The sequence below is a fragment of the Burkholderia sp. NLJ2 genome (assembly GCF_049487195.1).
Classification (GTDB): Bacteria; Pseudomonadota; Gammaproteobacteria; order Burkholderiales; family Burkholderiaceae; genus Burkholderia; species Burkholderia pyrrocinia.
In genome coordinates, this window is record NZ_CP137810.1 from 1,143,164 (window position 1) to 1,168,274 (window position 25,111).

Here is a 25,111-nt window from a genome sequence, read left to right on the forward strand (position 1 = left end):
GGTTGACTCCTCTTTTGGCGAGCGCGCGGCGGCCGGCCGCGCGCGGGGGAAATGGGGGGTGCGCCGTTCAGCGCATCGGATTGCCGTGTTCGAGCGCGCGCGCCGGCTGCAGTTGCGGCGCGGCCGCCGGCGACGGCTGCGCCTGCTGCATGCGGCGCTCGGCACGCTCGACGCCGAGCCACGCGGCGAGCGCGGGCAGCAGGAACACCGCGCCGAACAGGTTCACGAGGAACATGAACGCGAGCAGCACGCCCATGTCGACCTGGAACTTCAGCGCGGAGAACGCCCACGTGCCGACGCCGATGAACATCGTGACGGCCGTGAACAGCGCCGCGGTGCCGCGCTGGCGCATCGCGTCGACAAACGCGTCCGGCAGCGTCGCGCCGTGGCGGAGGTCGTGTTGCAGGCGCTCGTACAGGTAGATCCCGTAGTCGACGCCGACGCCTACGCCGAGCGTGATCACCGGCAGCGTCGCGACCTTCAGCCCGATGCCGAGCCGCGCCATCACCGCATTGCACAGGATCGACACGAGCGTGAGCGGCACGACGATGCACAGCACCGCGCGCCACGAGCGGAACGTGACCGCGCACAGCAGCGCGATCGCACCGAAGATCGACAGCAGCATCGCGATCTCCGCGTCGCCGACGGCCTCGTTGGTCGCGGCCATCACGCCGACGTTGCCGCCCGCGAGCCGGAACGCGACGTTCGGCGTCGGGTTCTCGGCCGCGAAGCGCTTGATCTCGTCGACGATGTGCGCGATGGTCGTGCCCTCGTGGTTCTTCGTGTAGATCAGCACCTGGATCGCCTTGCAGTTCGCGGTGTTCATCCCGTTGTCGGGGTCGAACGCGTTGGAGCCCTGCGTGAGCCCGTCGCTGGAGCGCGGCAGCGCGGCCCAGCGCGGATTGCCTTCGTTGAACGCGGCGATGAACACCTTGCCCTGCGACGACACGCTCGTCACCGACTGCACGCCGGCCACGCCGCGCATGTTCATCTCGAACTTCTCGATCGCGCTCATCACCGGGTAATGCAGGCACGCGTCGTCGAATCCGGTCGTCTCGACGATCACCGACAGCACGTCCACGCCGATGTTGTACTGGTGCGTGATCGCCGCGTTGTCGATGTTGTAGCGCGAGTTCGTGCGCAGCTCCGGCGCGCCGGTGCCGATGTCGCCGATCTCCAGCTTGCGCGATTCGAGCGTGCCGTACGCGAGCAGCGCGAGCGCCACCGCGAACACGCCGAGCGCGGGCGCCGGCCGCGCGAACACCGCGAAGCGCGACCACCTCCCGCTGCCGCCGGCCGCCGCCGTGCGTTGCGCACGCGCCAGCGTGCCGCGTTCGAGGCGCGTGTACGACAGCAGGATCGGCAGGAACACCTTGTTCGTCACGATCATCAGCAGCACGCCGAGGCATGCGGTGATGCCGAGCTCGCGCACGATGTCAATTTTGATCCGCATGATCACCATGAAGCCGAGCGCGTTGGTCAGCAGCGCGACGGTGCCCGGCACGAACAGCTTGCGGAATGCGTCGCGCGCGGCGTCGACCGACGACGCGCCGCGCACCAGCGCCTGCTTCCATGCGTTGGTCATCTGCACTGCGTGCGACACGCCGATCGAGAAGATCAGGAACGGCACGAGGATCGACATCGGGTCGATGCCGAGCCCGAGCAGCGGCAACGCGCCGAGCAGCCACACGACCGGCAGCAGCGCGACGACGAGCGCCAGCACGGTGGTCTTCAGCGAGCGCGTGTAGGCGAACAGCAGCGCGGCCGTGACGAGGAACGCGAGCGCGAAGAACGCCATCACGCCCGCGATGCCGCTCTCGACGTCGCCGACCAGCTTCGCGAAGCCGATGACGTTCACGTCGATGCCCTGCTTCGCGTACCGCGCACGGATCTCCTCGAGCTGGCGCGCGACCGCGCTGTAGTCGAGCCGCTTGCCGGTCGCGGGATCGGTCTCGCGCAGCTCGGCGCGGATCAGCGCCGACTTCAGGTCGTTGCCGACGAGGCGGCCGATCTGCCCGGAACGCGCGACGTTGCGGCGCACCTTCGCGAGATCGTCGGGGTTCGCGCTCGAGAACTGGCCGGGCACGACCACGTCGCCGCGAAAGCCGGCCTCGGTCACCTCGGTGTAGTGGACGTTCGGCGTGAACAGCGAGAACACGCGCGAACGGTTCACGCCGGGGATGAAGAACACGTCGTCGGTCGCGTGGCGCAGCGCGTCCATGAACGTCTGGTTGTAGATGTCGCCGTCGCCCTTCCAGCGCAGGCTCACGAGGATCGTGTTCGCGCCGGGGAACGCGCCCGCATAGCGCTCGAACACCTGCATGTACGGGTGCTGCATCGGGATCATCTTGTTGAAGCCCGGATCGAGCTTCAGGCGCGTCGCGGAAAGCCCGAGCGCGAGCGTCACCGCGACGCAGAGCAGCATCAGCAGCCGGCGCCGGCAAATGATCGTGTTGGCGCAGCGCTCGACGAAGGTGGCGAGGCGCGACGCGGGAACGGCTTCAGGGGGGCGTGACAGGTCGTTCATGGGATTCTCTTGTCGGTGCGGACGATGCGAAACGAACGGAAGCAGGCGGCCAGGCCGCCGCGCATCAGGACGGCGACGCGGCGAGCGGCGCGACGCCGGCCTCGCCGCCGAGCAGCAGCGCGCCGTGGCCCATGTCGAGCACGGCCGCGAGGCTCTGCACGCCGCCGAGCTTGCGCACGTCGAACGTCAGCCCGCCGTCGCGCGACGCGACGATCGCGCCGCCCTGCCCGACCAGCACGAGTTCGCCGTCGGTAAGCTGGGTCGCGCCGAAGTACGACACCGGCACGTGGCTGTCGACATGCGTCCAGGTCGTGCCGCGATCGCTGCTGCGCACCACGTTGCCGCGCATCCCGTACGCGACCCAGTCGCCGTTCGCGAGCATCAGCGCGCCGAACAGCGAACCTGCATACGGCGACGGCAGCTTGTCCCACGTGGCGCCGTTGTCGGTCGAGCGCAGCAGCGTGCCGCTCTCGCCCGCGATCAGCAGGTTGCCGTGGCCGTCGCCGACGATCGCGTTCAGGTGACGGTCGCCTGCGGGCGTCTTGACCGCCTGCCAGTTGACGCCGGCGTCGTCCGAGCGCAGCAGCTGGCCGAAACTGCCGGCCGCGAACAGCGGGCCGTCCGCGGTACCCCACACGGACAGCAGCGGATCGGAATGTTCGTGGTCCATGTGCACCTCGCGCCAGCGCACGCCCGCGTCGTCGCTGCGAAGGATCCGGCCGTCGTGGCCGACCGCGATCCCGAGCGTCGGCGTGATGAAGCGCACCTGCGTGAGCGTCGACGCCTGGTCGGGCGTGACCGACGCCGGCCGCCAGTGGCCGCCCGTGTCGTCGCTCAGCAGGATCACGCCGCGTTCGCCGACCGCGACGATGCGCGTGCCGGCCCTCGCGAGGCCGTTGATCTGCAGCCGGTCCGCATGGATCGCGGTGACCGGGAACGCCGGCAGCGGGCGCGGCGAAAACGCGAACAGCGCGGCGCCGAGCACCAGCGCCGACATCGCGAGTCCGGGCAAAGTTCGTTTCATCGCTTGTCTCCTGTGTCTGCGTTCGACGGATGTTCGCGCCGAAGCGCCAACATCCGTCGCCTGCAAGTCTCCGGGCCGTCGGTCGTTGCCGCGGCCTCGAATCGTCCTGATGGGTGTGCGGCCGTCTCCGGCCGCCAAACCGCGTGCCGCTATGCGCCGACTTCGAACAGCGCGGCGGCACCCATCCCGCCGCCGATGCACATCGTCACGACCGCGTGCCGCACGCCGCGCCGCGCACCTTCGAGCAACGCGTGCATCGTCATCCGCGTGCCCGACATCCCGAACGGATGGCCGAGCGCGATCGCGCCGCCGTCCACGTTCAGCCGGTCGTCGGGAATGCCGAGCGTGTCGCGGCAATACAGCGCCTGGCACGCGAACGCCTCGTTCAACTCCCACAGCCCGATGTCGCCGACGGTCATCCCGAAGCGCTCCAGCAGCTTCGGGATTGCGAACACCGGGCCGATGCCCATTTCGTCCGGCTCGCAGCCGGCCACCGCGAGGCCGCGGAACGCACCGAGCGGCGTCAGCCCGCGACGCGTCGCCTCGCTGCGCGACATCACGACCACGGCTGCCGCGCCATCCGACAACTGCGACGCGTTGCCGGCCGTCACGAACTCGCCCTGCTCGACGATCTTGCCGCCGCTCCACGACGGCTTCAGCCCCGCGAGCCGCTCGGCCGTCGTGTCGGCGCGCACGCCTTCGTCGCGCGCTGCGCGCAGGTCTTCGTGGCCGGCCGGGTTGCCTTCCTTGTCGAACAGCGCGCGCCGCACGTCGAGCGGCGCGATTTCCGCGTCGAAGCGGCCGGCCGCCTGCGCTTGCGCGGTGCGCTGGTGGCTCTGCAGCGCGAATTCATCCTGTGCGGCGCGCGAGATGCCGTAGCGGCGCGACACGATCTCGGCCGTTTCCATCATCGCGATGTACGCGGCCGGCTGGTGGTCGAGCACGGCCTGCGAACGCGCGCGATACGCGTTCTTGTGCTTGTTCTGCGTGAGCGAGATCGACTCGACGCCGCCCGCGACGACGATCCGCGCGTCGCCCGCGCCGATGCTGCGCGCGGCGCTCGCGATCGACATCAGGCCCGACGAGCACATGCGGTCGATCGCCATGCCGGGTACCGACGCCGGCAGCCCGGCCGCCGCGGCCGACAGGCGGCCGATGTTGTAGCCCTGCGTGCCCTGCTGCGCGGCACAGCCGATCAGCACATCGTCGACGTCGGCCGGCGCGACGCCCGCGCGTTCGAGCGCCGCGCGCACGACGTGGCCGCCCAGCGCGGGCGCCTCGGTGTCGTTGAACATGCCGCGAAACGCCTTGCCGATCGGCGTGCGTGCGACGGAAACGATGACTGCGTCTTCCATGGACTGGCTCTCTGACTCTAGAAGTAATAGCGGCTGATGGTGTCGGCAACGCAGCCGGGCTTGCCTTCGCCTTCGATCTCGACGGTCACGCGAATCCACGCCTGCACGCCGCCGTCGAGCGGCTCGACGCGCAGCAGCTCGCCGACGCCACGCACGCGCGCGCCGACCTTCACCGGCGCGGGGAAACGGATCCTGTCGCAGCCGTAGTTGACGCCGAGCCGCGCGCCGTCGATGCGCACGATCTGCGGCAGGAAATGGTTGACGAGCGACAGCGTCAGGTAGCCGTGCGCGATGCACGCGCCGAACGGGCCGTCCTTCGCGCGCACCGGGTCGACGTGCACCCACTGGTGATCGCCGGTCGCATCGGCAAAGCCGTCGATGCGGAGCTGGTCGATCGCGAGCCACGCGCTCGCGCCGAGCATCTCGCCGACGGCCGCCGCGAGTTCGCCGGGATGCGCGAACACGCGGGGCGTCGCCTGCACGGGTTCGAGGGTCGTGTCCATCATGCGTGCTGGCTGCTGACCGACAGCACTTCGCCCGTCATGTACGACGCGTAATCGCTTGCAAGAAACACCATCACGTTCGCGACCTCCCAGACTTCGGCGGCGCGCCCGAAGGCTTCGCGCGACGCCAGTTGATTCAGCAAGTCGGCCGGCGCCGACTTCTTCAGAAAATCGTGCATCGCGATGCTCGGCGCGACCGCGTTGATGCGCACGCCGTACGGCGACGCTTCGAGCGCCGCGCAGCGCGTGAGCGCCATCACGCCCGCTTTCGCCGCCGCGTAGTGCGCCTGTTCCGCCTGCGCGCGCCAGCCGAGCACCGATGCGTTGTTGACGATCGCGCCGCGGCCTCGGGCCTGCATGTGCGGCAGCATCGCGCGCGTCATCCGGAACGTCCCGGTCAGGCTAATGTCGATCACGCGCGACCATTCGGCATCGTCCATATCGACGATGCGGGTCGACCCGCCGAGCCCGGCGTTGTTGATCAGCACGTCGACGCCGTCGAGCTTGTCCTGCGCATCGGCGACGAGCGCCTGCACGTCGGCCTCGACCGCGACGTTGCACAGGCGGCCGTAGACCTGTTGCAGCCCCGTTTCGGCGCGCAGCGTCTGAACCGCCTGTTCGAGGCGCTTTTCGTGGATGTCGGAGATGAACAGCGCGCGGCAGCCCTCCTCCGCGCAGCGGCGCGCAGCCGCGAAGCCGATGCCGGCGCCGGCGGCGGCCGTGATCAGCACCGATTTGCCGGCGAGCAGTTGATGGCCCGGTACATACGCCGGGGCCTTCTGGATCTGGGGTTCGGTCATGCGTTACCTCGGGGTTCCCTGGGCATGCCGAGCCCGCGCTCGGCCATGATGTTGAGCTGGATTTCGTTGGTGCCGGCGTAGATCGTGTCCGCACGGGAGAACAGGAATACGCGCTGCAGATGGGTGAGCTTTTCGTCGGCCGGATCGATCACGTTCGCGCGCGGCCCAAGCGCGTCCATCGCGAGCTGGCCGAGGTCGCGGTGCCAGTTCGACCAGTAGTACTTGTAGATCAGCGCCTCGCGGCGCAGCGGCGCGCCGGCACCGCCGTCTGCGTCGTCCGCGCCGGACAGCATCCGCAGCGCGTTGTAGCGCATCACGCGCAGCCCGGCCCACGCGCGGCCGATCCGCTGGCGCAGCACGGGGTCGCGGTCCGCGCCCGATTCGCGTGCGGCGTCGATCACCCATTCGAGCTCGCGGACGAACTGCATCTGCTGGCCGAGCGTCGACATCCCGCGCTCGAAGCCGAGCAGCGTCATCGCGATCCGCCAGCCGTCGCCCGGCGCGCCGACGAGGTCGCGTGCTGCCGCTCGCGCGCCGTCGAAGAACACTTCGTTGAATTCCGCGCCGCCGTTGAGCTGTTTGATCGGCCGAATCTCGATGCCCGGCTGGTCGAGCGGCATCAGCAGGAACGACAGCCCCTTGTTGCCCTTCGACGCCGGATCGGTGCGCGCCAGCACGAAGATCCAGTCGGAATCGTGCGCGAGCGACGTCCATACCTTCTGGCCATGCACGCGCCACGTGCCGTCCGCATCCTGTTCCGCACGCGTGCGCACGTTGGCCAGATCGGAACCCGCGCCCGGCTCCGAATACCCCTGGCACCAGAACTGCGTGCCGGCCAGGATGCCCGGCAGGAAGCGCGCGCGCTGGTCGTCGGTGCCGCAGGCAACGAGCGTCGGCCCGAGCAGCCCTTCGCCGATATGGCCCATCCGCCCGGGGCCGCCGGCACGCGCGTATTCCTCGTGAAAGATCACCTGCTCGGCGACCGAGAAGCCGCGTCCGCCGGCGTTGATCGGCCAGCCGAGCCCGGTCCAGCCGCCCTGCGCCAGTTCCCGTTCCCACGCCTTGCGCAGTTCGGGCCACGCTTCCTCGTCGCCGGGGCCGCCGCGATACTTCAGGCACGCGAATTCGCCGGTCAGGTGCGACTGCACCCAGTCGGCCACTTCGTGCCGCAATTGCTGTTCACGCGTTTCGCTGTTCATTGAAGGGCTCCTGCGCGCGCGGCGGATGGGCGGGCTGCCGCAACCGGCGCAACCGCAGCTGCGGGCGTGTCGTCGCGGTTCGCCGCGCCGCCGTCGATCGCATGGCATGCGATCCATTCGAGCAGTTGCGGCGTGCTGCCGAACTGCGCGCCCGACGCCTGCGCACGTTTGAAGTAGAGATGCGGGTCGTATTCCCACGTGAAGCCGACGCCGCCGTGCAACTGGATCGCTTCCTGTGCGCAGAACGCATACGCGTCGTTCGCGGCCACCTTCGCGGCCGCGATGTCGGCGCGCAGCGCGCCGCCCGGCGTTGCGCCGGCTTCCGCGTCCCATGCATGCGCGGCGCCGAGCACGGCCGAGCGCGCCGCTTCGATCAGCACCATCATCTGCGCGCAGCGATGCTTGACGGCCTGGAACGACGCGATCGCGCGGCCAAACTGCACGCGCTGGCTCGTGTAATCGAGCGTCAGGTCGAGGCACTGTTGCGCGCCGCCAAGCTGTTCGGCCGCCAGCGCGAGCGCCGCAAACCATGCGGTGCGTTCGAGCACCTGCGCCGCGTCGCGGCCCGCGATCAGCGCGTCGCGGCTCACGCGCACGTCGTCGAGCGCAATCCGTGCGAGCGGCCGCGTCGCGTCGAGCGTGTCGAGCGACGTCACCGCAACGCCGGCTGCGCCGACGGTCATGTCGATCGCGAACAGGCCGACCGACTGCCCTTCGTTCGCGATCCGCGCCGGAACCAACAGCAGGTCGGCGCGCGCACCGTCGAGCACTTGTGCTGCGACGCCGGACAACGCGAAACCAGCCGCGGTTTCTTCCGCGATGAACGGAAGCGGTCGCGTACTGGCCGGTGCGTCGAACGCGTCGCCGAAAGATGCGCCGAACGCATTGGCGCCTGGCCCGCCATATGGCCAACCGACCCGCGCGCCACTTGGCTCGCCGAACGGCCAGTCGAACGGCAGCGCGAGCGTCGCGCTGCACGCGCCTTCGGCGAGCTTCGCGAGCCAGCCGGTCGCCAGCGGCGTGTCGCAGCCGGCCAGCGCGGTCGCCGCGAGGCACGCGGTCGAAAAATACGGCACGCACGCGACACGCCGGCCGAGCTGTTCCATCAGCACCGTCTGTTCGACCGCGCCGAGCCCGAGCCCGCCCGCCGCCTCCGGCAGCGCGAGCGCGTTCCAGCCGAGCTCGCCCGCGAGCGCGGCCCACAGCGCATCGTCGCGGCCGGCCATCAGCTCGAACGCGCGGCGCACGTCGGCGGACGCGCTGCGCTCGGCAAGCACGTCGGCCGCCGCGTCACGGATCATCACCTGTTCGTCGGTGAGCGCCAGATCCATCGTCAGCTCCCGTACACGCGCTGCGCCGGTCGCGCACCGGCGAGCAGTTGCGCGACCGCCGGGCCGACCTCGGCCGCCGCCCAGCGCGCACCGCGATCGACGCTCGGGCCTGTGCGCCAGCCTTCGGCGACCGCGATCATCCCGCCCGCGACCTCGAACACCTGGCCCGTCACGTCGGCCGACAGTGCGCTGCCGAGCCACACGACCAGCGGCGCGACGTTGGCCGGATCGAAATAGTCGAAACCGCCGTCCTCGGGCTTCTTCATCATGTCGGCGAACACGCCTTCGGTCATCGACGTGCGCGCGGCCGGCGCGAGCGCGTTCACGCGCACGCCGTAGCGCTGCAGCTCGGCCGCCTGCATCAGCGTGAGCGCGGCGATCCCGGCCTTCGCCGCGCCGTAGTTCGACTGGCCGATCGAGCCTTGCAGCCCGGCGCCCGAACTCGTGTTGACGATCCGCGCGTCGACCGCGTGGCCGGCCTTCGCGGCATCGCGCCACACGCGCGCCAGCACGCTCGACAGGCAGAAGTGGCCGCGCAAGTGCACGCGCATCACGTCGTCCCAGTCCTGCTCGGTCATGCTCGTGAACATCTTGTCGCGGCAGATGCCCGCGTTGTTGACGAGCACGTGTACGTCGCCGAACGCTTCGCGTGCCGCATCGACGATCCGCTGCGCGGTGTCGACCTGCGTGATGTCGTCCGAATTCGCGAGCGCCCGCCCTCCACGCTGTGCGATCTCGTCGCACACGGCCTGCGCGGCGTCGTACCGGATGTCGTTGACGACGACCGCCGCGCCTTCGGCCGCGAACGCGAGCGCGTATTCGCGCCCGAGCCCGCCGCCCGCGCCGGTGATGATGACGGTGCGTCCGTTACAGATTCCCATGCTGGTGCCTCTTGGATCGTGAAAGTGACGCGCTCACAGGCGCTCGATGATCGTGACGTTCGCGAGACCGCCGCCTTCGCACATCGTCTGCAGCCCGTAGCGGCCGCCGGTGCGCTCCAGCTCGTGCAGCAGCGTCGTCATCAGCCGTGCGCCGGTCGCGCCGAGCGGATGGCCGAGCGCGATGCCGCCGCCGTTCGGGTTGGTCTTTTCGTGCGGAAAGCGCGTGTCGGCCAGCCAGGCCTGCGCGACCGACGCGAACGCCTCGTTCATCTCGACGACGTCGATCTGCGACCAGTCGAGCCCGCTCTTCGCGAGCGCGGCCTTCGTCGCCGGAATCGGCGCGGTCAGCATCCACAGCGGATCGTCGCCGAGCACGCTCAGGTGGTGAATCCGCGCGCGCGGCGTGAGGCCGTAGCGCTTCAGCGCATCCTCCGACACGATCAGCAGCGCGGCGGCCGCATCGCAGGTCTGGCTCGCGACGGCGGCCGTCAGCGAGCCGCCCGGCGTCAGCGGTTCGAGCGTCGCCATCTTTTCCAGCGACGTGTCGGGGCGCGGCGTCTCGTCGTGCATCACGCCTTCGAACGGCACGATTTCCCGCTTGAAATGGCCGGCCTCGATCGCCGCGACCGCGCGGCGGTGGCTTTCGAGCGCATAACGCTCCATCGCGTCGCGCGACAGGTTCCAGTGATCGGCGATCCGCTGCGCGGCGACGAACTGCGACACCGGCGCATCGCCGAAGCGCGCGCGCCAGCCGGCGCTGCCCGAGAACGGATCCGTGAAGCCGAGCGGCGCCGCGCAGGTCATCGCGGACGAGATCGGGATCTGCGTCATCGTCTGCACGCCACCGGCGACGACGACGTCCTGCACGCCGCTCATCACGGCCTGCGCAGCGAAGTGCACGGCCTGCTGCGACGAGCCGCACTGGCGGTCGACCGTCACGCCCGGCACCTGCAGCGGCAGCCCGGCCGCGAGCCAGCAGGTGCGCGCGATATTGCCCGCGAGCGGGCCGATCGTGTCGACGCAGCCGAACACCACGTCGTCGTATTCGTCGGCCGGAATCGCGTTGCGTTCGACGAGCGTCTTCAGCACGAAGCCGCCGAGGTCCGCCGCATGCACGTGCGCGAGCCCGCCCTTGCGGCGGCCGGTCGGCGTGCGCAGCGCGTCGACGATATAGGCTTGTTTCATCAGTTCAGTTCCTCGAGGTCGAAGGTCTGCGCGGGGCCGATCGGCAACGCGTCGCCGAGGATCGCGTCGGCCACGCGGGCCTTGTGGAACGCGCTGTCGCCCCAGCTGCCGGCGAGCGCCCAGATGCGCTTCATGAAGATCTGCAGGTCGAGCTCCCACGTGTAGCCGATCGCGCCGTGTACCTGCATCGAGTGGCGCGCGGCCAGTTGCGCGGCCGACGTCGCCGCGAGCTTCGCGTGCGACACGAACACGGCGCGCTGCGGGTGATCGTCGGCGATCGCCTGCGCAGCACGCGCGACCACCGGCCGCGCGAACTCGTAGCGGATCGCCACATCGGCGAGCAGATGCTTGAGCGCCTGGTACGAGCCGATCGCCTTGCCGAACTGCTTGCGCTGCGCGCTGTAGTCGATCGCGACGTCGAGCACGCGCTGCGTGAGGCCGAGCAATTGCGCGGCGACCGCGAACGCGCCGTGGTCGAGCGCACGATCCAGCAGCGGCGCGGCCTCGGCGGCGCCCGCGATGCGCGTGGCCGGCGACGGCTCCCAGTCGAGCGTGAACAGGCGCCGCGACGGATCGACGCTGTCCACCGCGCGCCACGCGCACTGCGCGGGATCGACGCGATGCAGCTCGCCGCGGTGTTCGCACAGCAGCGTTTGCGCGACGTGCACGTCGGCCGCATACGGGTTCACCGGATGCACGAGCGCGACGCGCGCGCGCCCTTCGGCGATGTCGCGCAGCAGCGCGTCGCGCCAGTCGCTCGCCGGCAGCCGCGCGAGCACGCCGGCCGACACGAGCGCCGTGTCGAGCAGCGGCTCGGGGCTGCCGAAATAGCCGTAGGTCTGCGCGAGCAGCGCCCATTCCGCTTCGGTCAGCCCGAGCCCGCCGTGCGCGTCGGGCACCGACACGGCGGTCAGCCCCTGCGACGCGAACAGCGCCCAGAGTGCGTCCGAGCGCCCGGTCGGCGTCGCCCAGAGCTCGCGGATCAGCTCGGGCGTCATCTCGGTCATCAGCAGGCGCTTCACGCTGTCCGCGAGCGCTTCCTGGTCTTCATCGAATACGAAATCCATACGATGTCCGTTCAGTGAGGAGGTCGCCGGCGCCGTTACGCGCGCGGCATGCCGAGCATCCGTTCGGCGACGATGTTGCGCTGGATCTCGTTGGTGCCCGCGTAGATCGTGCCGGCCTGCGCGAACAGGAAGCCGTCGAGCCAGTGGCCGAGCGTCGCGTGCTGCGCGGGAGTCTGCGGGACGACCTCGCCGTGCGCGCCGAGGATGTCGAGCGCGGTCTGGTGCATGCGCAGGTCGAGCTCCGACCAGAACACCTTGTTGGTGCTCGACTCCGCGCCGATGTGGCCGCCCTTCAGCAGCCGGCTCGCGGTCGCGTAGGTCGACAGCGCATACGCCTGCGCATCCATCCACGCCGACACCACGCGCTCGCGCAGCGTCGGATCGCGGTCCGCGCTGTCGCGATGCGCGAGATACAGGTCGCGCAACGCCTGCGCGGTGCGCTGGAACCGCGCGGGCGAACGCAACATCAGCCCGCGCTCGAAACCGGCCGTCGCCATCGCGACCTGCCAGCCCGCGCCTTCGGCCGCGAGCCGGTTCTCGACCGGCACGCGCACGTCGTCGAAGAAGATTTCCGCGAAGCCCGTCTGCCCGTTGAGCTGCCGGATCGGCCGCACCGTGATGCCCGGCGCGGACAGCGGCACCATCAGGAACGTGAGCCCGTGGTGGCGCGACGATTCGGGATCGCTGCGGAACAGCCCGAACAGCCAGTCGGCCCACACCGCGCGGGTCGACCAGATCTTCTGGCCGTTCAGCACGTACTCGTCGCCGATGCGGGTCGCCGTCGTGCGGATCGCGGCCATGTCCGAGCCCGCGTTCGGCTCCGACCAGCCCTGCGCCCACACGTGCTCGCCGGCCGCCATCGCGGGCAGGAAGCGCGCCTTCTGCTCCGCGGTGCCGAAATCCATCAGCGTCGGGCCGAGCAGGAAGATGCCGTTCTGGTTCACGCGCATCGGTGCATCGGCGCGCCAGTACTCTTCCTCGAAGATCAGCCACTCGATCAGGTCGCAGCCGCGCCCGCCCAGCTCGCGCGGCCACGTGACCATGCTCCAGCGGCCCGAGTGCAGCGTGCGCTCCCATTCGCGGTGCGCGGCGAAGCCTGCCTCGGTATCGAAGCTCGGCAGACGCTCGCGCGGCACGTGCGCGGCGAGCCATGCGCGGATTTCCGCGCGGAACGCCTGCTGTTGCGGCGTGTAGGTCAGGTTCATGCGCGTGCCTCCTCGGCGGTTGCCTGCGCGTCGAAACGCGCGTCGCGCTTCTCGACGAACGCGGCGCGCGCTTCGGTCGAATCGTTCGTCATGTACGCCTGCAGCGTGAAGCCTTGCTCCCAGCGGTATTTGTCCTCGAGATCGCCGTCCTCGACGCCGTTCAGCGCCTCCTTCGCGAGCCGCACCATCGCCGGGCTCTTGTCCGCGATCTTGCGGGCGATTGCGAGCGCGGCGTCGCGCAGCGCGTCGCGTGCAACGACCTGCTCGACCGCGCCGAGCCGGTACGCTTCGGCCGCGTCGATCATCTCGCCGGTGAAATACATCGTGCGCACCTTCTGCACGCCGAACAGTCGCTGCAGGTGCGCCCCGCCGCCCATCGCGCCGCGGTCGATCTCGGGCACGCCGAAGCGCGCGCAATCCGCCGCGACGACGATGTCCGCCGCGCCGCAGATGCCGATCCCGCCGCCGAGCACGAACCCGTGCACGGCCGCGATCACCGGCTTCGGATTGCGGTGCACCGCGCGGAACGTCTCGTAGTTGCCCGCGTTGACCGCCACGATCCGCTCCGGATGCGCGGCCAGTTCCTTGATGTCGACGCCCGCGCAGAAGCCGCGGCCTTCGCCGCGCACGACGATCACGCGCACGTCGTCGTCCTCGCCGAGCGCGTCGAGCGCGCGGGAGAGCGCATGCCAGCCCTGCGCGTCGAGCGCGTTCACGGGCGGATGGGCGATCACCAGTTCGGCGATGCCGTCTGCGCGGTCGATCCGGAACGGCATCGCGCCGGCCGGGTGATTGGATGCTGTCATCTCCATTGCCTCCCTGTGATGTTTTTCACGCGGCCTGCGCCGCTGCCGCGCCGCGCAGCGCGGCCAGTGCGTCGAGCCGCTCGCCGGCTTCCGCGACGATTCGCGCGATCAGCACGTCGCACGATTCGATCGCGCCGATCATCGCCGCCGCCTGGCCGCTCGGCAGCACGCCCTCGTCGGGGCGGCCCTCGACGATCGCGCGCTGGATCAGGAACGGCGCGTTCGCGGCCATCAGCGTCTGGCTTGCCGTGTAGTCGTGCGAACGCAGCGCCTTGATCGCGAGGCCGAGCATGTCGCTCGTGCGCAGCCCGTTCTGGCGCCGCCACGCTTCGGCCGTCTTCAGCGCGAACAGCGTGCGGCGCAGCGGGCCGAAGCGTTCGAGCTTCAGCAGATACGGGTTGTCGATCATGCGTTGCGGCAGTCCGTCGAGCGCGTCCGACACGCGGATGCGCGCCGGGTCGCCGACCGCGACGTAGCGGTCGAGCGTCTCGCGCGGCACCGGCGATTCGGCGCTCATCAGGAAGCGCGTGCCCATCGCGATGCCGGCCGCACCGTACGCGAGCGCGGCGGCCAGGCCGCGCCCGTCGAAGAACCCGCCGGCCGCGACGACCGGCACCCGCACCGCGTCGAGCACCTTCGGCAGCAGCAGCGTGGTCGGCACCGAGCCCGTGTGGCCGCCGCCTTCCGCGCCCTGCACCGTCACGATGTCCGCACCGAGTTCGACCGCCTTCGCCGCATGCTTCGGCGCACCGACGGTCGGCATGCAGACGATGCCGGCATCCTTGAAGCGGCGGATCGTCTTCGCATCGGGCCCGCGGCCGTAGCTCACTGCGCGCAGCCGGTGCTCGATCGCGAGATCGACCACCTGCGCCGCGTTCTTCTGGAACATGTGGAAGTTGATGCCGAACGGCTGGTCCGTCAGCGACTTCACCTTCAGGATCTCGGCCTCGACCTGATCCGGTTCGAGCGTCGCGCCGGCCAGGAAGCCGAAACCGCCCGCATTGGAGGTGGCCGCGACGAGCCGCGCGTCGGCGACCCAGCCCATCGCGGTCTGCACGATCGGGTAGCGGCAGCCGAGCAGGTCGCAGAGCGGCGTATGGAGCGGGCCAGGAAGGGTCGTGCTCATGCTGCGGCTCCATTGACGGCGGCTTGCTTGGGCGCCTCGGGCATCGGCTCGCTCGTCGTGCCAGCGCCGTCGACGCCCGCAGAATCCGCGGCGCGATTGACCGCGCCCGCCGCCGAGGCAGGCGACGGCGCGCGCTGCGAACTGGCCATGCTGCGCGCGTCGTAGCCGCCGAGGCGGTCGCCGCTGACGAGCTCGTTGTGCGCATGCGCAAAGTGATGCCATGCGAACGCCGCGTCCATCGCCGCGCGCTTGCCCTGCAGCTCCTCGACGTGGTTCAGCGCCTGCTTGGTCAGCGTGAGCCCGAGGCGCGGCATCGTCGCGATCTTCGCGGCGATCGCGTAGGTCGCGTCGCGCAGCCGCTCGCGCGGCACCACGCGGTTGACCATCCCCATCTGGTACGCGCGCTCGGCCGGCATCCGTTCGCCGAGGAACAGGAATTCCTTCGCGATGCGCGGGTTCAGCTCGTACGCATGCGCGAAATACTCGACGCCCGGGATCCCCATCCGTACGACCGGATCCGCGAAGAACGCATCCTCCGACGCGACGATCAGGTCGCACACCCACGCGAGCATCAGCCCGCCTGCGATGCATGCGCCCTGCACCATCGCGATCGTCGGCTTCGGCAGGTCGCGCCAGCGCCGGCACATCCCGAGGTACACCTCCTGCTCGCGCGCATAGAGGAATTCGCCGCCTTCCTTGTCGACGTGGTCGTACCACAGCGACGCGCGCTCGAACGACTCGTGGATGTCGCGACCCGGCGTGCCGATGTCGTGCCCCGCCGAGAAATGCTTGCCGGCGCCCGCGAGCACGATCGCCTTCACCGCGTCGTCGTGCGCCGCGCGCCGGAACGCCGCGTCGAGCGCATACGTCATCTTCGAGTTCTGCGCGTTGTGATACTCGGGGCGGTTCATCGTGATCGTCGCGATGCCGTCCTCGACCGCGTAGTCGACGACACCGTCGCCGAACGTCACCTGGGTCGCTTCCATGTCGGGCCTCATCCCCGGCGCGGCGCCGGATTGTTACGCACGATCGTCGCGCGCAGGTTGTGCGGATCGAGCGCGCGGACGATGCGCAGGTCTTCCGCGTTCGGTGCGGCCGTCGTGCCGAGTTCCGGATGCGCGATCAGCGGGAAGCCCGTCGCGTCCTGCACCTCGTCGAAGCTCACGCCCGGATGCAGCGAGCGCACGCGGATCGCGTGGTCGGGCCCGCCGAAATCCATCACGCACAAGTCGGTGACGATGCTGCGCAGGTCGACGAAGGTCTTCATCCCGGGCAGCCGGCGCGCCGGGTTGTAGCCGACTGTGCACACCATGTCGACTTCGCCCGCGACGAACGTGCGCTTGCCGTGGCCGCTGACGAAGAACGAGTTCGCGTGGTTCGTCGAATTGCCGGGGAAGCCGCGTGCGCCGAGCAGTTGGGTCTTCGGATGCGCGTAGTCGTCGCCGAGCCACGAGATGTTGGCCTGGCCGAAGCGGTCGATCTGCGTCGGCATCACGAGCGCATGGCGGCGGCCGTGCCACAGGCAGTCGAACACGCGTTCGTAGGTCATCCAGCCGCTCGCCTTCACGCGATAGCCGTCGGGGCGCGGCCCGAGCGGCACCGGCTCCTCGACGAGATACGCCTCGCCGTCGGTCAGCATCAGCCCGTTGTTGTACGCGAGCCGCGCGAGGCCGGCCGCGAGCCGCGGGCCCGTGCCGATGCCGGTCGCCAGCACTTCGCCGTCGTCGCGCCAGAGTCGCGCGGACGCGACGATCATCAGTTCCGCGAGGGAATGGTCGAGAGATTCGCTCACAGGCGCTCCTTTACAGAATCGGCAACGGCAGCGTCGTCACATGCGACAGGCCGCCGACGCCTTCGAGGTACTGGCGTTCGTCCTGGCCGACCACGTCGCGCAGGTACGCCTCCGTTTTCACGTCGTCTTCCGCGCTGGCGCAGTACGCGCGCAGGTGCGGCAGGTCCCAGCCGTAGGCCGGCCCGCACGACGTCGGGTGCGCGCCGCCCGGCGCGTGCACGACGCCCGTGACGAGCGAACGCTCGAACGGGTTGCGTTTCGCGGCGTCGAGGTCTTCTGTCGCGATCGATGCGTCGACCTGTTCCGCCGACACGTAGCAGCGCTGCGCGGCACGCGCCATCCATGCATCGAAGAACGGATCGGGGCCATCGATGCGCGTGTTGCCCATCCGGTCGGCCGCGTTCACGTGCAGTAGCGCGGCGTCGAGTTCGATCGCCGGCATCGCCAGCAGCGTCTCGCCGTCGTCGTACGGCGAGCTCACCGTGCGCAGTTGCGGCGCGTGATCGAGCAGCGCGGTGCCGAGGCCGGCGCGCGTCGGCAGGAACGGCAGGCGCGCGGCGGCCGCGCGCAGGCCGAGCTGCAGCATCCCTTCGTCGAGTTCGAGCACGTCGATGCGACCCTGCTCGCGCGCCCGACGGAAATGCGGTTCGAGCGGAATCACGTCGAGCGACACGAAGCCGAACACCACCTTGCGGACCTTGCCCGCCGCGCAAAGCAAGCCGACATCGGCGCCGCCGTACGCGACGATCGTCAGGTCCTTCAGGTTCGAGCGCGCGATTTCGCGCACCAGCGCCATCGGCTTGCGCCGCGGCCCCCATCCGCCGATGCCGATCGTCATGCCGTCGGCGAGTTGCGCGATCACGTCGCGCGCGGACATCGTCTTGTCGAGAGGTTTCATCGTCATCGTGCTGGCTTACCGGTATCCGATGCTGAAGTCGTGGCCCCACTGGCTCACCTTGGTGGCCTCGAATACCGCGTGCTTCGACCAGTCGACCGTGAGGCCGCCGAAGCCGTATTCGAGATCGAAGCCGCCGGGGGTCTTCATGTAGAAAGAGATCATCTGGTCGTTGCAGTGCCGGCCGAGCGTCGCCGACATCTTCACGTCGTGCGCGGCGACGCGATCCAGCGCGCGGCCGACTTCGTCCATCGAGTCGACTTCGGCCATCACGTGCACGCAGCCCGACGGCACGGCCAGCTCGAACAGCGCGAGGCTGTGATGGCGTGCGTTGCGGCAATGCATGAAGTGGATGCGTTTTTCGGGTTCGGCCGGATCGGGCGTGAACTTCACGCGATAGATGTCGGACAGTTCGAAGCCGAGCACGCCACGTACGAACGCGTCGGTCGCATCGAACTGCGGCGCAGGCAACACCGCGTGGCCGAGCCCCATGTCGCCGGTGACGAAATGCGCGACGCCCAGCGGCGACACGAAGCGACGGAAGTCGCAGCGCGCGCCCCAGTACAGTTCGTGGCGGTTACCGGACGGGTCGGTGCACCACGCCATCGCCTGCACACGGCGCAGCGCGGCTTCGGCGGGCGTCGCGCGGATCGGCTCGACGCCCGCGCGCTGCAGCGCCGCAAACGCAGCGTCGAACGCGGCGCCGTCGGGCAATTCCCAGCCAGACGCGAAATAGCGGTCGGTCGAGCCGGGAACGATCACGTAGCGGAAATCGCGCTCGTCCATCTTCAGGTACAGCGCGCCGTCGGGCGCATCGAGCGCTTGCATGCCCAGCACGTCTTCCGCGTAGCGGCGCCACGCATCGACGCGCGTCGCCTCGACGACGACATAGCCAAGCGCACGGACATCGATCATGTCGGCCTCCTCCTGGTTCAGAATCCGTTGTTCGTGAAAGGATTCTGGCCGGTCGGGGGTGGTGTTACATCGTCTGTTGGGACGAGAGGACGGACAGGAAAAGGCGGGGGTTGCGGTGCGGGGTGTGTGCCGGAGGGGGATTCGTCGGCAGCGGGTGTAATACGCCGGTCGTGTCGCGCACGCTCACGGGAGCCGGTGTGGCGCCTGAGCCGGTTCGCCAGCCGCCGCCCGAATCGTCTTCGCGCGACGGCTGACCGCCGCGGCCACGCTAGTCGAACGGGTTCAGCAGCCGGACGCCGGTGCGAGCGAAATCGTCGACATTGCGCGTGACGACCGTGAGATCGTTGATCAGCGCGGTGGCCGCAATCAGTTTGTCGAGTTCGTGCGCCGGATCGGGCACGCGCAAATGCCCCCACATCTGGCTGATCTCGATATCGACCGGCAGGATGTTCGGCGCATAGCCCGACAGGATCGTCGCCATCCATGCTTCGAGCGCCGACGCCTGAGGGTAATCGCCGCGATGACGGATCAGGTCGACGCCGCGCCGAAGCTCGGCCACCGTCACCACGGACAGGTAAAGCGGGCTCGCATCGGCCTCGGCCTGCCTGAAGAACGCCCGCACGCCGCGGTTGGTTCGCTTGCCCTTCCTGATTTCGCTGATGACGTTCGTATCAATCAAAAACACGCCTGACCTCGCCGGAATCCTGAACACGTTGGAAATCCGCGTCTTCGCCAACATCGGGCATGCTCATCAGCACTTGCGCAAATGTCCTTCGCTTCGGCCGGCCGAGCGCATCGGCCAGAATGGCCCGATGTTCGGCCTCGGCACTCCTGCCATTTGCCGCAGCCTGCTCGCGCAGGCTCTGAACGATACTGTCATCCACGTTACGCACCAGAAGATTTGCCATAGATCCCTCCATCCAGGTTTGCTATCAATGATAGCGCCATGACGGTGAATTGCAAGCATTGCTATCATCGTCATGCATGAACGGAAGACGGTGGTTGGCGTCGGCGAACGGCGGCAGCCGGCATGAATCTCTCCAGCTTCCGCCGCTCGCCCGACACGTCGAACTACTGCCCCCAAGGTACGGCGGATCGGAACGACGGAAAAGACGGCTGAATGGCTATGCGTTGATGGACGGGCTGCGCCTCCACGCGCAGTCCCGCCCGGAGCGGCTTCATTCACCGCCGCCGGGTCGATCACGCAACGCAGCCCCCACCCATCCGGCCAGGCGTTCCGGATCGCAGGCAGTCGTCGCCACGCCCTTATCGGCAAATATCGGCAATGCCCCGGTCCGCACGCACAACGGCAACCCGGCCGATCAGAACCGATACGAAATCCCGATCTGCAAGACCGGGTACCACCGATAGCGCGACATCACCCGCCGCAGTTCGTCGAGCCCGCTCGCGACGAGGATCTGGCTCTTCACCGGCCCGGCCGCGGCCGCCAGCTCCGGCGACAGCGTGTACGAACATCTCGGAATCCCGTACGCGACGCCGATATCGGCGACGAATCCCAGCCCTTTCGACGCCGGCCGATGCCCGTAGCCGATCCCGACATACGGCATTACGGTCGGATAGCGCGCGTCCGCGACCGCATACATCCCCGGCAACGCCGGATAGCGCTTGCCGCCGAACACGTAAGTACCGTTGGTCGGCACCGATACGCCGCGGAGTTCATCGTCGTTGAAACGCAGCCCGATCGTCGCGCGGAAGCCGCTGCCCCGCCACGGGAAGATATCCCCGTACAAGCCTCCCTGGCGCAGCTTCAGGTCGTCCTGATAGCGATTGCCGGCCACCGTGAAGTCATGCGAAAGATCGATCGCATTGAAATCCGCATGGGCACCCAGCATCGAATTGAAGCTCACGGCCGCACCGATGCCGACGCCCTGCGTGCCGCCCTGCAGGTAGATCTCCTGCGCGTGCGCACTCGCGACGAACATCACCGCGACCGCTGCCCATTGGTTCGCTGTCGTTCTCACGGGCGCCTCCCCCGACATGTGCCGGGCGCGCCGCCCCGACGCACGCGGCTTCCGTCGCGATGCGCAGTGCGAACCCCGGCACGACACCTTGCAAGCAAGCTTGTTGTTCGACGGACCGGGAGCGCGTTGCCCCGTGCGCATGACCGATACGACACGCGCGGCGCATGCGCCGCAACACGCGGCGCCCGCGACCCGATCCGATTCCCCGTTTCTATCGATGTCGTTGCATGCCGCCGATGCGCTCATCGTTCTGGCGAAATTCGTTTGCGCCAGCGGCACCGGGTCAACCGCAAAGCGCGTGCCATGCGGCGCAAACCGAAGCGGGAAAAGCGTGACCGCCACGCACGGGCGGTCACGCGGGGCGCAATCGGGAGGAAATGTTTCAGGAACGTATCCGTATTCGTCGGAACACGCCGGAACACGCCGGAACACGCGATTCGATCTATCGCGCATCGAGATCGGAATGCATGCCGAACGAGGCTGGGCAGCCGTCAGCGCATGCGAGTCGTCGTTGCGGTCAATCGAGCAAGGCGAAATACACTGAAGAAACGTTGCAGAAGTGTGACCTCGCGCCTGGCGCACGCGATGCCGATACGCAATCGTGCGCGACGAGGCAGGGTGAATACCGATGCGTGCGCACGCATCTTGTCCGTGTCACGCAAGGAAGCGATACGCGAGCCGATCGGCATATCGGCCAGCGTCGTCGATGCTCTGAAGAGGGGAGAAAGGTGGGCAATGTCAGCGCCCGGGACAACCGACACGCAAGCGCGGCCGCCCGAACGTGCTTTAGCACTCCGCTACAACCCGTAGCCGCCCGACACATTCAACTGCTGCCCCGTCACGTAATCCGCCCGGTCCGACGCCAGAAACACCGCCGCCCGCCCGACGTCGTGCGCCTTCCCCCAACGCTTGAGCGCAAGCATCTTCCGCGTCTCGTCGATCCACGCCTGGTCGAACTGCCCCTGTTCGAGCAGCACCGGAAACATCCCGGCCTCGATCACGCCGACCAGGATCGAATTCGCGCGAATGTTGTAACGCCCCTCCTCGCGCGCAAGCCCCTTGACCAGTGCCTCGTTCGCCGCCTTCGGCGCGACCGACAGCCCGTCGCGATCGGGCCAGCGCAGATGCCCGGCCGAACCGAGCGTCACGAACGACCCGCCGCCCGACGCACGGAAATGCGGCAGCGCGGCTTTCGCCGCGACGAAGAAACCGATCGTCTCGACCTCGATCGCGCGGCGCCAGTCGTCGTGCGTCATGTCGCCGATATGGCGCTGGTTCACGAACGGCCCGGCCGCCCAGACAACCGTATGCACGCGGCCATGCGCAGCGATCGCGGCCGCAAGCGCGGCGTCGACCTGCGCGGGATCGGTCACGTCCACGCAGTGCGTGGTGGCCGCCACACCTTCGCCGCGAATGTCGCGCGCGACGCGTTCGGCCACGTCGGCCTTGCTGCGGTAGCCCACCGCGACCGGCACGCCGGCGCGCGCAAACTCGAGCGCAACGCCCTGCCCGATCCCGCCGCTGCCGCCGAACACCAGCACCGCGCCCTGCGGAAATCCGTTGTCGTTCATGTGTTGTTCCCGTTCGTTTATCGCGGCGGCGCTCAGGCCGCCGTTTCGGTCCCCGCGCGCAGCCGGTACTTCAGCACCTTCCCCGCCGCGCTCGTCGGCAGTTGCTCGACGAACGTGAAATGCCGCGGCACCTTGTAGTTCGCCATGTTGCGACGCGCCCAGTCGTTCAGCTCGTCGGCGTCGGCGTGCGCGCCCGGCCGCAGCACGACATACGCGTGCCCGACCTCGCCGAGCCGCGTATCGGGCACGCCGACCAGCGCGACCTGCGCGATCGCCGGGTGCGCGGCGAGCAGCCGCTCGATCTCCGCCGGATAGCAGTTGAAGCCGCCGACGATGAACATGTCCTTGATGCGATCGGTGATCTTCAGGTTGCCGTTCGCATCGACGCAGCCGAGATCGCCCGTATGCAGCCAGCCTTCCGCATCGACGGTTTCGCGCGTCGCGTCCGGCTGGTTGAAATAGCCGCGCATCACGTTGTAGCCGCGCACCCAGATCTCGCCGGTCTCGTCCGGCCCGAGCGGCGCGCCGCCCGGCCCCGCAATACGCAGCTCGACATCCGGCATCGGCCGGCCCGACGTACAGGCGACGGTCTCCGCATCGTCGCCGTGCCGGCACAGCGTCGCGAAGCCGCACGATTCGGTCAGCCCGTAGCCGGTCAGCACCGTCTCGAAGCCGAGCTCGGCGCGCATCCGCTCGATCAGGCTCGGCGCGATCGCCGCCGCGCCCGTCACCGCGATCCGCAGCGACGACAGGTCGCGCGTCGCGCGATCGGGCGCGTCGAGCAGCGCGTAGTACAGCGTCGGCGGGCCGGGCAGCACCGACACGCGATCGTCGGCGATACGCCGCAGCACGTCGGCCGGCTGGAACACCAGATGCGGCAGCACGGTCGCGCCGCTCGACAACGCGGCGAGCCAGCCGGCCTTGTAGCCGAACGTGTGGAAGAACGGATTGACGATCAGGTAGCGGTCGTCGTGGCGCACGCCCGCGATCGCCGCCCACGCCTGCGCGGCGCGCAGGTTCTGGCCGTGCGCGGTCATCACGCCCTTCGGGCGGCCCGTCGTGCCGGACGTGAACATCAGGTCCATCACGGTGTCGGGCGTGACCTGCGCCTCGCGCTCGCGCACCGCGGCCAGCGGCACCGCCGCGCCGCGCGCGAGGAACGCGTTCCAGGTCTCGTCGCGCGCGCCGGGTGGCGCATCGCCGTCGAACACGACGACGCGCTCGAGCGTCGCGGCCCGGTGCGGCGCGAGCATCTCCGGATAGGATTCGCCGAGGAAGGTGCCGCAGCAGAACAGCAGCCGCGCGCCGCCGTCGTGCAGGATGCCGCCGACCTCCATCCCCTTCATCCGCGTATTGACCGGCACGAGGATCGCGCCGACGGTGTGGATCGCGAGCGCCGCGACGATCCATTGCGGCAGGTTCGGCGCCCAGACCGCGATGCGGTCGCCGGCATCGATGCCGCTCGCCAGCAGCGCGCGGGCCGCGTCGACGCGCGCCGCGTCGAGTTCCGCGTAGGTCAGCCGGCCATGCTCCGACTCGATCGCCGGATGCGCGCCGTGGCGCGCGGCAGCCCGCGCGATCAGCGCGGGCGTGGTCAGGATTTCATTGTCCATCGTCATAGGCATCAGGGTTGCCGTGCGCGCCGCCGGCGCGACGCGGCTCAGTCGGGAAACACCACGCGCAGCGCGTCGCTCGCGGGCCGCGCGCAACAGGCGAGCGTCCAGCCGGCTGCAATCTCGTCTTCATCGAGCACGTGGTTGCTGTCGAGCGCGACCTCGCCGCGCTCGATCCGGCACATGCACGCGCCGCATTGCCCCATCCGGCAGGAGTTCGGTGCCGGCACGCCCGCGCGCAGCATCGCGTCGAGCAGCGTTTCGCCGGGCGCGCTGTCGAATGCGAACGCATCGCCGTCGAGCACCGTCTCGATCGCCGCGCCTTCGCCGGACGCCGCCGTTGCCGCGACCGACGCCGCGGTATCGGCCTGCGCCGGCGCATCGGGCAGCGACGCGAACCGCTCGACATGCACGCGCGCACGCGGCAGCCCGAGGCCGAGCATCGCGGCCAGCGCGTTCTCCATGAACATCGCGGGCCCGCAGATGAACGTCTCCTGCTGGCTGAACGGCCGCGCGAGCTCCTCGAGATGGCGCTGCTGCGGGATGCCCTGCACGCTGTCGAGCCAGTGGATCACGCGCACGCGGCCCGGATGCCGCTGCGCGAGCTGCTGCAGTTCGTCGCGGAAAATCACCGAGCGTTCGTCGCGGTTCGCGTAGATCAGCGTCAGCATTCCCCGCCCGTGCACGAGCGCCGATTTCAGGATCGACAGCACGGGCGTGATGCCGCTGCCGCCCGCGAACAGCAGCAGGTCGCCGTCGAGCGTGCGCGGCGTGAACACGCCGGCCGGCGGCAGCACGTCGAGCGCGTCGCCCGCATGCACGCGGTCGCACAGCCAGTTCGACGCGCGGCCGTCGCGCACGCGCTTGACGGTGATCTTCGGCGCGGCGTCGATGCCCGGCGCGCTCGACAGCGAATAGCAGCGCGCGACGGTCGCGTCCGCGCACGGCACGTTCAGCGTTAGGAACTGCCCGGGCCGGTACGCGAATGCGTCGCGCAACGGGGCCGGTACGTCGAATACGAACGAGCACGCGTCGTCGCTTTCGGAAATCACTTCGGCAACGGTCAGCCGGTGGAAGCGCGAATCGCTCATGGCCGGCTCCTCATGCTGCGCCGGCGATGTGCCACGCGCTCACGCCGTGGCCTGCTTCACGCCCGGCGACGACCTGCGCTTCGTTCGACGCCAGTGCCGGCGCGACGCACGCGAACGCGTTCAGCACATGCGATGCCGCACTGCCGAGCGTACGCACGATCTCGCGCGCGGCCGACACGCCGGCATCGCGCCGGGCCTCGTCAACGTTCGCGGTGTTGCCGTTCAGTCTGCGTGTCATGGATC

The 25,111-nt window shown here is 69.4% G+C and carries 24 protein-coding genes; all 24 read right to left on the reverse strand.

Annotation, left to right across the window (positions count from 1 at the left end):
- Positions 1 to 67: 67 nt before the first annotated feature.
- The 24 genes from R9B84_RS27455 to R9B84_RS27570 all read right to left on the reverse strand — a co-directional run bounded on the left by R9B84_RS27455 (position 68) and on the right by R9B84_RS27570 (position 25,106).
- Positions 68 to 2,527 (reverse strand): efflux RND transporter permease subunit, encoded by a 2,460-nt coding sequence (locus R9B84_RS27455; RefSeq protein ID WP_423763134.1) that lies wholly within the window; start codon positions 2,525 to 2,527, stop codon positions 68 to 70.
- 64 nt (positions 2,528 to 2,591) lie between these two features.
- Positions 2,592 to 3,551, reverse strand: a complete 960-nt coding sequence (locus R9B84_RS27460; protein ID WP_423763135.1) for a WD40/YVTN/BNR-like repeat-containing protein — start codon at positions 3,549 to 3,551, stop codon at positions 2,592 to 2,594.
- A 149-nt stretch (positions 3,552 to 3,700) separates the two neighbouring features.
- Positions 3,701 to 4,906, reverse strand: coding sequence for an acetyl-CoA C-acyltransferase (locus tag R9B84_RS27465; protein WP_423763136.1), 1,206 nt, complete (start codon positions 4,904 to 4,906; stop codon positions 3,701 to 3,703).
- 17 nt (positions 4,907 to 4,923) lie between these two features.
- Complete coding sequence (locus R9B84_RS27470) at positions 4,924 to 5,409, reverse strand: MaoC family dehydratase (protein ID WP_423763500.1); 486 nt, start codon at positions 5,407 to 5,409, stop codon at positions 4,924 to 4,926.
- Positions 5,409 to 6,209, reverse strand: a complete 801-nt coding sequence (locus R9B84_RS27475) for an SDR family oxidoreductase (RefSeq protein ID WP_048025095.1) — start codon at positions 6,207 to 6,209, stop codon at positions 5,409 to 5,411. Before R9B84_RS27475 ends, R9B84_RS27470 begins: the two co-directional genes overlap by 1 nt.
- Entirely contained in the window at positions 6,206 to 7,408 is a 1,203-nt protein-coding gene (locus tag R9B84_RS27480; RefSeq protein ID WP_423763137.1) for an acyl-CoA dehydrogenase family protein, read from the reverse strand. The genes R9B84_RS27475 and R9B84_RS27480 overlap by 4 nt, the downstream gene beginning before the upstream one ends.
- Positions 7,405 to 8,739: an acyl-CoA dehydrogenase family protein gene (locus tag R9B84_RS27485; protein WP_423763138.1), complete on the reverse strand. Its 1,335-nt coding sequence runs from the start codon at positions 8,737 to 8,739 to the stop codon at positions 7,405 to 7,407. The genes R9B84_RS27480 and R9B84_RS27485 overlap by 4 nt, the downstream gene beginning before the upstream one ends.
- A 2-nt stretch (positions 8,740 to 8,741) precedes the next feature.
- A complete protein-coding gene (locus tag R9B84_RS27490) occupies positions 8,742 to 9,620 on the reverse strand; it encodes an SDR family oxidoreductase (RefSeq protein ID WP_423763139.1) in 879 nt (292 codons plus the stop codon).
- Positions 9,621 to 9,653: 33 nt separating this feature from the next.
- Positions 9,654 to 10,805 (reverse strand): acetyl-CoA C-acetyltransferase, encoded by a 1,152-nt coding sequence (locus R9B84_RS27495; protein ID WP_423763140.1) that lies wholly within the window; start codon positions 10,803 to 10,805, stop codon positions 9,654 to 9,656.
- Positions 10,805 to 11,872: an acyl-CoA dehydrogenase family protein gene (locus R9B84_RS27500; protein WP_423763141.1), complete on the reverse strand. Its 1,068-nt coding sequence runs from the start codon at positions 11,870 to 11,872 to the stop codon at positions 10,805 to 10,807. The genes R9B84_RS27495 and R9B84_RS27500 overlap by 1 nt, the downstream gene beginning before the upstream one ends.
- A gap of 35 nt (positions 11,873 to 11,907) precedes the next feature.
- The gene (locus R9B84_RS27505) at positions 11,908 to 13,077 is read right to left on the reverse strand and encodes an acyl-CoA dehydrogenase family protein (RefSeq protein ID WP_423763142.1); all 1,170 of its coding nucleotides are present in this window, start codon (positions 13,075 to 13,077) and stop codon (positions 11,908 to 11,910) included.
- Complete coding sequence (locus tag R9B84_RS27510; RefSeq protein ID WP_423763143.1) at positions 13,074 to 13,889, reverse strand: enoyl-CoA hydratase family protein; 816 nt, start codon at positions 13,887 to 13,889, stop codon at positions 13,074 to 13,076. The genes R9B84_RS27505 and R9B84_RS27510 overlap by 4 nt, the downstream gene beginning before the upstream one ends.
- Before the next feature lie 19 nt (positions 13,890 to 13,908).
- Positions 13,909 to 15,009, reverse strand: a complete 1,101-nt coding sequence (locus R9B84_RS27515) for an NAD(P)H-dependent flavin oxidoreductase (RefSeq protein ID WP_423763144.1) — start codon at positions 15,007 to 15,009, stop codon at positions 13,909 to 13,911.
- Positions 15,006 to 15,995 carry an enoyl-CoA hydratase gene (locus R9B84_RS27520; RefSeq protein ID WP_423763145.1) on the reverse strand — a complete coding sequence of 330 codons (990 nt, stop codon included), beginning with the start codon at positions 15,993 to 15,995 and terminating at the stop codon, positions 15,006 to 15,008. Before R9B84_RS27520 ends, R9B84_RS27515 begins: the two co-directional genes overlap by 4 nt.
- An 8-nt stretch (positions 15,996 to 16,003) precedes the next feature.
- Positions 16,004 to 16,801: a CoA-transferase subunit beta gene (locus R9B84_RS27525; protein WP_423763146.1), complete on the reverse strand. Its 798-nt coding sequence runs from the start codon at positions 16,799 to 16,801 to the stop codon at positions 16,004 to 16,006.
- Positions 16,802 to 16,811: 10 nt separating this feature from the next.
- Positions 16,812 to 17,705 carry a CoA transferase subunit A gene (locus R9B84_RS27530; protein WP_423763147.1) on the reverse strand — a complete coding sequence of 298 codons (894 nt, stop codon included), beginning with the start codon at positions 17,703 to 17,705 and terminating at the stop codon, positions 16,812 to 16,814.
- Between the two features lie 9 nt (positions 17,706 to 17,714).
- Positions 17,715 to 18,611: a VOC family protein gene (locus R9B84_RS27535; protein WP_423763148.1), complete on the reverse strand. Its 897-nt coding sequence runs from the start codon at positions 18,609 to 18,611 to the stop codon at positions 17,715 to 17,717.
- 268 nt (positions 18,612 to 18,879) lie between these two features.
- On the reverse strand, positions 18,880 to 19,296 hold the full coding sequence (locus R9B84_RS27540; RefSeq protein WP_423763149.1) for a type II toxin-antitoxin system VapC family toxin: 417 nt from the start codon (positions 19,294 to 19,296) through the stop codon (positions 18,880 to 18,882).
- Entirely contained in the window at positions 19,283 to 19,519 is a 237-nt protein-coding gene (locus R9B84_RS27545; RefSeq protein WP_014899176.1) for a FitA-like ribbon-helix-helix domain-containing protein, read from the reverse strand. Before R9B84_RS27545 ends, R9B84_RS27540 begins: the two co-directional genes overlap by 14 nt.
- Positions 19,520 to 19,933: 414 nt before the next feature.
- Complete coding sequence (locus tag R9B84_RS27550) at positions 19,934 to 20,593, reverse strand: hypothetical protein (protein ID WP_423763150.1); 660 nt, start codon at positions 20,591 to 20,593, stop codon at positions 19,934 to 19,936.
- A gap of 797 nt (positions 20,594 to 21,390) precedes the next feature.
- Entirely contained in the window at positions 21,391 to 22,164 is a 774-nt protein-coding gene (locus R9B84_RS27555) for an SDR family NAD(P)-dependent oxidoreductase (RefSeq protein ID WP_423763151.1), read from the reverse strand.
- A gap of 32 nt (positions 22,165 to 22,196) precedes the next feature.
- The gene (locus R9B84_RS27560; RefSeq protein WP_423763501.1) at positions 22,197 to 23,783 is read right to left on the reverse strand and encodes a FadD3 family acyl-CoA ligase; all 1,587 of its coding nucleotides are present in this window, start codon (positions 23,781 to 23,783) and stop codon (positions 22,197 to 22,199) included.
- Between the two features lie 41 nt (positions 23,784 to 23,824).
- Positions 23,825 to 24,868 (reverse strand): 2Fe-2S iron-sulfur cluster-binding protein, encoded by a 1,044-nt coding sequence (locus R9B84_RS27565; protein ID WP_423763152.1) that lies wholly within the window; start codon positions 24,866 to 24,868, stop codon positions 23,825 to 23,827.
- 10 nt (positions 24,869 to 24,878) lie between these two features.
- Complete coding sequence (locus tag R9B84_RS27570) at positions 24,879 to 25,106, reverse strand: hypothetical protein (protein ID WP_423763153.1); 228 nt, start codon at positions 25,104 to 25,106, stop codon at positions 24,879 to 24,881.
- Positions 25,107 to 25,111 lie beyond the last annotated feature (5 nt).

Excerpts from the sequence above, each read along its gene's own strand:
- R9B84_RS27455 (WP_423763134.1), bottom strand. The coding sequence starts at position 2,527 with ATGAACGACCTGTCACGCCCCCCTGAAGCCGTTCCCGCGTCGCGCCTC.
- R9B84_RS27460 (WP_423763135.1), bottom strand. The coding sequence starts at position 3,551 with ATGAAACGAACTTTGCCCGGACTCGCGATGTCGGCGCTGGTGCTCGGC.
- R9B84_RS27465 (WP_423763136.1), bottom strand. The coding sequence starts at position 4,906 with ATGGAAGACGCAGTCATCGTTTCCGTCGCACGCACGCCGATCGGCAAG.
- R9B84_RS27470 (WP_423763500.1), bottom strand. The coding sequence starts at position 5,409 with ATGGACACGACCCTCGAACCCGTGCAGGCGACGCCCCGCGTGTTCGCG.
- R9B84_RS27475 (WP_048025095.1), bottom strand. The coding sequence starts at position 6,209 with ATGACCGAACCCCAGATCCAGAAGGCCCCGGCGTATGTACCGGGCCAT.
- R9B84_RS27480 (WP_423763137.1), bottom strand. The coding sequence starts at position 7,408 with ATGAACAGCGAAACGCGTGAACAGCAATTGCGGCACGAAGTGGCCGAC.
- R9B84_RS27485 (WP_423763138.1), bottom strand. The coding sequence starts at position 8,739 with ATGGATCTGGCGCTCACCGACGAACAGGTGATGATCCGTGACGCGGCG.
- R9B84_RS27490 (WP_423763139.1), bottom strand. The coding sequence starts at position 9,620 with ATGGGAATCTGTAACGGACGCACCGTCATCATCACCGGCGCGGGCGGC.
- R9B84_RS27495 (WP_423763140.1), bottom strand. The coding sequence starts at position 10,805 with ATGAAACAAGCCTATATCGTCGACGCGCTGCGCACGCCGACCGGCCGC.
- R9B84_RS27500 (WP_423763141.1), bottom strand. The coding sequence starts at position 11,872 with ATGGATTTCGTATTCGATGAAGACCAGGAAGCGCTCGCGGACAGCGTG.
- R9B84_RS27505 (WP_423763142.1), bottom strand. The coding sequence starts at position 13,077 with ATGAACCTGACCTACACGCCGCAACAGCAGGCGTTCCGCGCGGAAATC.
- R9B84_RS27510 (WP_423763143.1), bottom strand. The coding sequence starts at position 13,889 with ATGGAGATGACAGCATCCAATCACCCGGCCGGCGCGATGCCGTTCCGG.
- R9B84_RS27515 (WP_423763144.1), bottom strand. The coding sequence starts at position 15,009 with ATGAGCACGACCCTTCCTGGCCCGCTCCATACGCCGCTCTGCGACCTG.
- R9B84_RS27520 (WP_423763145.1), bottom strand. The coding sequence starts at position 15,995 with ATGGAAGCGACCCAGGTGACGTTCGGCGACGGTGTCGTCGACTACGCG.
- R9B84_RS27530 (WP_423763147.1), bottom strand. The coding sequence starts at position 17,705 with ATGACGATGAAACCTCTCGACAAGACGATGTCCGCGCGCGACGTGATC.
- R9B84_RS27535 (WP_423763148.1), bottom strand. The coding sequence starts at position 18,611 with ATGATCGATGTCCGTGCGCTTGGCTATGTCGTCGTCGAGGCGACGCGC.
- R9B84_RS27545 (WP_014899176.1), bottom strand. The coding sequence starts at position 19,519 with ATGGCAAATCTTCTGGTGCGTAACGTGGATGACAGTATCGTTCAGAGC.
- R9B84_RS27555 (WP_423763151.1), bottom strand. The coding sequence starts at position 22,164 with ATGAACGACAACGGATTTCCGCAGGGCGCGGTGCTGGTGTTCGGCGGC.
- R9B84_RS27560 (WP_423763501.1), bottom strand. The coding sequence starts at position 23,783 with ATGACGATGGACAATGAAATCCTGACCACGCCCGCGCTGATCGCGCGG.
- R9B84_RS27565 (WP_423763152.1), bottom strand. The coding sequence starts at position 24,868 with ATGAGCGATTCGCGCTTCCACCGGCTGACCGTTGCCGAAGTGATTTCC.
- R9B84_RS27570 (WP_423763153.1), bottom strand. The coding sequence starts at position 25,106 with ATGACACGCAGACTGAACGGCAACACCGCGAACGTTGACGAGGCCCGG.